The organism is Ensifer sp. NM-2, assembly GCF_003024455.1.
GTDB classification, from domain to species: Bacteria; Pseudomonadota; Alphaproteobacteria; order Rhizobiales; family Rhizobiaceae; genus Ensifer; species Ensifer canadensis.
The window spans coordinates 200,304-206,406 of record NZ_PVZR01000013.1 but is presented as its reverse complement, the minus strand read 5'-3'; the positions used below and the strand labels follow the sequence as shown (position 1 = coordinate 206,406).

The 6,103-nt window shown below is 59.6% G+C and carries 5 protein-coding genes and 1 pseudogene; 1 reads left to right on the top strand and 5 read right to left on the bottom strand.

Annotated features, from left to right (window positions below; genetic code table 11):
* The 3 genes and pseudogenes from C6558_RS24205 to C6558_RS24195 all read right to left on the bottom strand — a co-directional run.
* The coding region (locus C6558_RS24205) for an ISNCY family transposase (RefSeq protein WP_107027813.1) at positions 1 to 1,015 on the bottom strand (1,015 nt) is incomplete at its 3' end.
* A 369-nt stretch (positions 1,016 to 1,384) separates the two neighbouring features.
* Positions 1,385 to 1,815: pseudogene (locus tag C6558_RS24200) on the bottom strand (helix-turn-helix domain-containing protein); the annotation flags it as partial.
* Between the two features lie 259 nt (positions 1,816 to 2,074).
* Positions 2,075 to 2,329 (bottom strand): hypothetical protein, encoded by a 255-nt coding sequence (locus C6558_RS24195; protein ID WP_107027812.1) that lies wholly within the window; start codon positions 2,327 to 2,329, stop codon positions 2,075 to 2,077.
* A gap of 165 nt (positions 2,330 to 2,494) precedes the next feature.
* Here C6558_RS24195 and C6558_RS24190 point away from each other — a divergent pair, with 165 nt between their 5' ends.
* Positions 2,495 to 3,445: an alpha/beta hydrolase gene (locus C6558_RS24190; RefSeq protein ID WP_057220988.1), complete on the top strand. Its 951-nt coding sequence runs from the start codon at positions 2,495 to 2,497 to the stop codon at positions 3,443 to 3,445.
* 8 nt (positions 3,446 to 3,453) lie between these two features.
* Here the strand turns inward: C6558_RS24190 and C6558_RS24185 are convergent, their stop codons facing one another.
* Positions 3,454 to 4,608, bottom strand: coding sequence for a glycosyltransferase family 4 protein (locus tag C6558_RS24185; protein ID WP_057207739.1), 1,155 nt, complete (start codon positions 4,606 to 4,608; stop codon positions 3,454 to 3,456).
* Positions 4,609 to 4,942: 334 nt separating this feature from the next.
* Complete coding sequence (locus C6558_RS24180; RefSeq protein WP_057213882.1) at positions 4,943 to 6,103, bottom strand: DegT/DnrJ/EryC1/StrS family aminotransferase; 1,161 nt, start codon at positions 6,101 to 6,103, stop codon at positions 4,943 to 4,945.

The window sequence follows — 6,103 nt, the reverse complement described above, 5'->3', positions numbered from 1 at the left end:
TGATCCGCTGGCGCTCGAACGAAAACGTCAACTGGGCACCGACATAACGCTGCTCACGTTTGCATAGCACGTCGCGCAGCCGATCCGGGGCAAGGTTCAGCGGCCGATGCAGATCATCAGATCTGGCAGGGGTAATGGCAAACTGGCGGTTATAGCGCTCCATGAACCGAGGCAGGAAAGCGTTGCCGTCGTCCATGCCGCAGACGCCCTCCAGGCGCAGATCCTTAATCAACCGGTCCTGTAGCGTCCGGTTCATCCGCTCGACGCGGCCCTTGGCCTGGCTCGAGTTTGCGCAAAGAATCTCGATGTTTAACTCGCAAAGTGCACGCCCGAACTGGGTCATGCCCTGGCCGCCCTTGGCATCCTTCTTCGCAACCCGGAACACCGAATGCTTGTCGGAATAGAAGGCGACTGGAGCACCATGCGCCTTCAGATAGAGTTCCAGCGCCTCGAAGTAGCTGAACGCACTTTCCGATCGTACAAACCGCAACTGCATCAGCTTGCCGGTCGCATCATCGATGAACACCAGTAATGAACATGGATCACCGCGATCTTCGAACCAGCGATGCTCGGAACCGTCGATCTGAACCAGCTCGCCGTAGGCCTCGCGCCGCAGCCGCGGCTGATGGAACGTCCGTCGCTGCTTGCGCGACAGCCACAGGCCGGCCTCCGACATCCATTGGCGCAAGGTCTCGCGCGACACCGTCAGACCATCACGCTCCGCAAGCTTCTCGGCCGCCAGCGTCGGACCAAAGTCCGCATAGCGCTCGCGCACGATCGCCATGGCGTAATCGCGTACGCCGTCGCAGATCCGGTTGTTCGATGGCCGGCCGATCGCCTGGTGCCGGATCGACGCCGCACCGCCAGCGCCGATCCGGTCCAACAGACGACGCACCTGGCGGGTACTCAAGCCAAGCACATGGGCCGCCGACACCAGCGTCATCCGCCCGGCAATCACTTTCGACAAGACCTCAATCCGCTGCAGGTCACGCTCGCTCATCGCAATCAATCCCATCCGCAATCTCCCAGGTCATCAAAACCCGGGGAGAGTGACATTCTTACTTTGCAGGATCAGGACACTTCAACTTTGCGGCTACACGATAAGATCGCGTAAGCTTTGTTATGGAACTTACAAATATGGTCCCGAGACAGGTCCGCGTGACCCAGTCGACGCGGGCCTTGGCGCAACTTCGAAGCTGTTGAATGCGCCCCCGGCAGACCCGGTGCGGTTCATGGTCCTCCCATGAGTATGTACAATTACAGCCAACTAAAGGAGCCAGTTCTTAGGGCGCAAGGCGAAGGTCGGCGTTTGTCCGCATGCATGTCATCGTTTTTCATGAAATTGTCTCTTAGGAATCATTTTTCATGAGCAAGGATCGGATTTCATGAGACGGCTATGGCCCAGCACGATGGAAAACAGCCAAACGATCCTGGGGGTTGCCGGCTCATCGGTGAAGACAACATGGAATTGGGCGAAATCCACCTGAGCTTGTTCGCCGGGAGCCGTTTCGACCCGAACTTCAAACCCGTGTTCGGAGGACGGGCGGACGTCTCTGAGAAAGTCCGTGACTGCAGTGTAGCCGCCGGAATATCCGCGTTCCTTCAGCTCCCGCAGGAGCCGCCGTCCGCTAAGACCGGGATAGGCCGCGGTCCATAGGCAAGTGCCTCAAGGCCCCGTTCGATATATTTGCGGATTGTCTTTCGATCGACGCCGGTCTGCCTGGCGATCGCAGACACCGACAAGCCCTGCCGGTGTAAATCTAAGACTATGACTATCTCCCCGAGTTTGATGACCGCCAATCCCCTCTCGACCATCGAGAGTAGTATCGGAGATGCCGTGCCGCCGGTCTTCCCGGGCGAGCGCCGAAAAGACCGGCGGCGTCCCTCAACTCGAGAAGATTCAAGTGGCACTTTTGGAGAGTATTGATCCGGTATCGACAGCAGGCCCAAGAGAGCGAAAGACCGGATGTCCTTCCTCGCTGACAACCTGATGGCCGACCTTGCCGTTACCCCCCGCGCGTTAGAATGAGCGAATGAACATTTCGAGCGGCGAAACACGGATTTGGCTGTCCTGTCAGGCACTCTGCGTAATGAGCAGCAAATGGGTCGCGCGTGCCTCGATTACACCGCGAATGGTCTTGAGAATCCCATGGGCGATACCCTCTTCCGTAACTGCCGCCAGCAGCTCGTCGGCCTCTCCGGTGATACGGCTTGCAAGCTCAGTCAGGTCTTTGATTAACAAGCGCTGCGCGCTCTTTGTGTCCGGCACCAGTGTTAGCCAGTGCTGCAACTGAATCGTGTCAGCAATCGATCGTCCACCAATCGGCATGGCGAGCGTTTTCGCCCCAGGTGCACCACTGTTTTGGTGTTTTTTTGATCGGTGCGATGCCCCGTGGATTGAGTTTTCAAAGAGTTCAAATATTCTATGGCTCGCCCGACAAGAAAAAATGTTTCAAAATTAGAAGTATACTGAGGTCAACTAGGGAAGGACCGCATGCTCATCTATTCCGACGAGAATATTGAAGTAATTCACCGCGCGGGTTCATCGCCTTATCTTCTTGTCACCTTTAATGAGATGGAGATGCAGGCGAACGGCAGTCGGTTCTGGGCGCAACGGTTTTGCGAAAAAGCCGACATTGCCGCGCTCGGCTTCATCAGCCGGCGGCCTAATTGGTTTCCGGCAGCGAGCATCGTTAAGGCGGTCGACGCGGCGCAACCCATTTTGCGTGCCGCGCCGGAGCGTGTCCTCTACGGTCATTCACAGGGCGGCTATGCGGCGCTGCGTTATCGTCGGCGCTTCGACGCGACCGTCGCCATCGCCTTCTGCCCGCAAGCCTCGATTGACCCGAATGCGGTACCGTTCGATCGCCGGTTCACGCGACATTTCTCGCCCAAGCTCCACACCAGTATGGGGATCGCCCCCGACCAAGCGGCCGGCCGGGGCTATGTCTTTTTCGATCCGTTCCATTCGGTCGATCGCCGGCACGCGGAGCAGATCGCGGCGCTCCAAGCAGAGACGCGGCTCGTTCCGGTCCATATGACCGGACATGGCACCGTGCGAGCCTTCACTGGGACAGCGCGGGCTCTTTCGCTCATCGACTCTTGCCGAGCAGACAACCTCACGGGCCTACGGGAACTTGCCCGCGTGGTTCGTGTCGCCGCACCCATGAGGCCCTACCAAATCGCGGTCTCGGCAATCGCTCGCCATCCCGCTTGCGCCGACCGGTTGCAGGCTCGCTTTGGCGAGGGCTTCTCGCCCGTGGAGCGCGTTAATTTCCTATATCATCGGGCCAACCGTCACATCCGCGACAGTAAACTCGCTACCGCGCGGGAAATGCTTGCCGAGGCCGTGGCACTTCAGCCTGCCAATATCGGTTTTGTTCGCCGGCTCGAGGAGCTTGATAGCCGTATAGCCCGAGCCCGCGACGTGGCAATTTCTGGATGAGTGGCTCTTTATGAGTTCATCCTTCCAGCGGCTTTTGCCGCGGCGGCCACCGCGTCCCACTCCGCCAGCACTCGTTCCTGAGTGAACCGCCGCGCACTTTGTTCCGCGTCGCGCCCAAGATGGTATCGCAGCAGCGGATCCCGCAGGATCCTTCCGAGGGCCGTCGCCAGGGCGTCGATATCTTCCCGTTCGACCAGGATTCCATCTTCGCCATCGCTGATCATTTCCTCGGGCCCCCATTGGCACCGAAACGACACGGTGGGAATTCCGGCGGCCATCGCCTCCAGCAGCACGATCCCCCATCCCTCATAGCGAGACGAGAGCACGAACACGTCGGCCGTCTCCACCCATTCTCCTGGCCGCTTCGTGACGCCAGGCATGCTCACCCGGTCGGCAAGACCAAGCCGGTTCCTTTGCGCCTCAAGGTTTGCCCGCTCCTCCCCTTCCCCCCAAATGCGCAAATGCCACTCCGGCAGATCCGGCGCGATTTTGGCGAATGCCTCGAGCAGCAGGTCGAAGCCTTTTTGGTGGGTCAGGCGTCCGACGGCAGTCAACGTGTTATCCTGTCGTCTGCTGTTCCAACCCGGCGGCAGATCGGATGCATTAGGAACGACCCAGCCACGCTTGCGCATGATGGGTGGAAAGGTTTCGAGCGCCCCGCGCGTCATCGTTACCAAGCCGAAGGCGCGCGGGTAGAGCCATCGCTGCAATCGCTTCCAGCCGCGTCCAACGGGCTGCAGTTCGGGATTGTTGCGCTCGGAAACGATGATCGGCACACCAAGCCGCCAGCCCGCGAGCAGTGTGAGAACGTTTGTTCGCGTGAGGAAACTGAGGATGAAGGTCGGGCGGGACGCTCGAAGCGCGGCTGTAAGCTTTCGCATCCTGCGAAACGCCATCAGACCGGAATGAAGGTTCGATCGAGGCCGCCCTGCCCCACCGAGCCGCCAGATATCGATATGCGGATCAATCGGATAATATGCCTCCGAAGTCGGGGCCTCGAAGGTAATGATGGTTACCTCATGCCCTTGCCGTGACCAGTGATTTGCCACCAGGCTAACGACATGCTCGGTACCGCCGGCGCCGAGTGCCGGCACGACGATCGTGGTTCTGGTCGTTTTTTGGTCCGGATGGTCGTGCGCGCCACAATACGGGCTCGTTGCCATTCGTTGATGTTCCCCGTCGCGTTCCACACGTCCTCGGTCAATTAGATGATGGTTGTTACATTCCGGATCGCAGTTGCAGTGTATTCTGTTTTACCCGCTGCCGCGACGGCTTCAGTGCGCCGTCAGGGGGTGCCGATGAGCAGCATTTGCAGGGTGTCAAAGGGGCATCTCAAGCGTGTTCGGGTGACCTCTCATGCTGCGTTGGCGGACGCGTTCCTCGTTTCTCGCCGAAAATCCGGCAGAATCTGGTTTCGGTCCATTCTGTCGCGAGCAGACCGTATGCTCGAACCGATCGCAGCTCTCTGCATGCGCGAACGAGCTGCTGACCACGCGGTCACTTCGTAGCGCCCACGACGACGTTCCTGACGACGTCCGCGATCGTCCTCATTGCCTGCTCGTCGAAACTGGGATCCACCAGAAAGGCCAGGCTCGTTTCTCCGAGAGACCGGGCGACTGGAAGTCGGTGCGCCGGCACCATGCCGACGTTGATGAATGCCTGTTCCCGATAGATTTCCGAGCAACTGCCACTAAAACACGGCACGCCGCGGCCATTGATCTCCGCCACAAGCCGATCCCGGTTCCATCCGTCGCGCAGCATTTCTGGCTTCACGAAACTGTAGAAGCGATACCACGCATGGACGAACTCCGGCGGCGGAATTGGGGCGCGAAGCGCCGACAGATCCTTGATGGCGTCGTGAAGGATTGCTGCGTTGACCGCACGGATATCGTGAGTGTCGGCAAGCGTGGCGAGCTGCGCCGTCCCGAGCACTGCCTGTATCGACGTCATGCGCCAGTTGGTGCCGATCGTCTCATGCAGCCAACGGAACCCCGGGGGATGCTCCGTCTTGAACACGGCATCGTAGCTCTTGCCGTGGTCCTTGCGGCTCCAGGCGCGTTTCCACATGGCCTCGTCGTTTAGTGCGATCAGGCCACCTTCGCCGCCCGTCGAAATTATCTTGTCTTGGCAAAACGAAAATGCGGCGATCTCGCCGAACGTTCCGACGGGGTGGCCTGCTATGGAGGCTCCGTGCGCCTGGGCGCAGTCCTCGATCACCCAGAGATCGTTTTCGGCCGCCAGCGCCATGATTGCCGGCATGTCGCAGGGCCAGCCGGCGAGATGAACCGCTATAATGCCTCTGGTCTTTTTCGACAGGCAGCGGCCGATCGTCTCTACCGTGATGTTCTGGCTCTCCTCGTCGACATCGGCGAACACCGCCCTACCCCCGGCCATGACCACGCAGGATGCGGAAGCTATAAAGCTCCTGGGTGTAACGACGACCTCGTCGCCGGGCTGCAGGTCGAGTGCATGAAGTGCCAAGTCAAGCGCGACGGTTCCGTTTGCAAGCGCGATCGCATGTCGCATGTCCAGATAATGTTCATAGGCCGCTTCGAAGGCGCGAACGTGAGGTCCAGTCCAGGCGTTGACCTCGCCGGTTCGCAGCACGTTGCAGACGTCTGCGATCTGCTGTTCATCGTAGATGGGCCATCGATGCAT

Bases quoted from the DNA above. Each gene is read 5' to 3' on its own strand.
- C6558_RS24195 (WP_107027812.1), bottom strand. From the start codon at position 2,329: ATGCCGATTGGTGGACGATCGATTGCTGACACGATTCAGTTGCAGCAC.
- C6558_RS24190 (WP_057220988.1), top strand. From the start codon at position 2,495: ATGCTCATCTATTCCGACGAGAATATTGAAGTAATTCACCGCGCGGGT.
- C6558_RS24185 (WP_057207739.1), bottom strand. From the start codon at position 4,608: ATGGCAACGAGCCCGTATTGTGGCGCGCACGACCATCCGGACCAAAAA.
- C6558_RS24180 (WP_057213882.1), bottom strand. From the start codon at position 6,103: ATGCATCGATGGCCCATCTACGATGAACAGCAGATCGCAGACGTCTGC.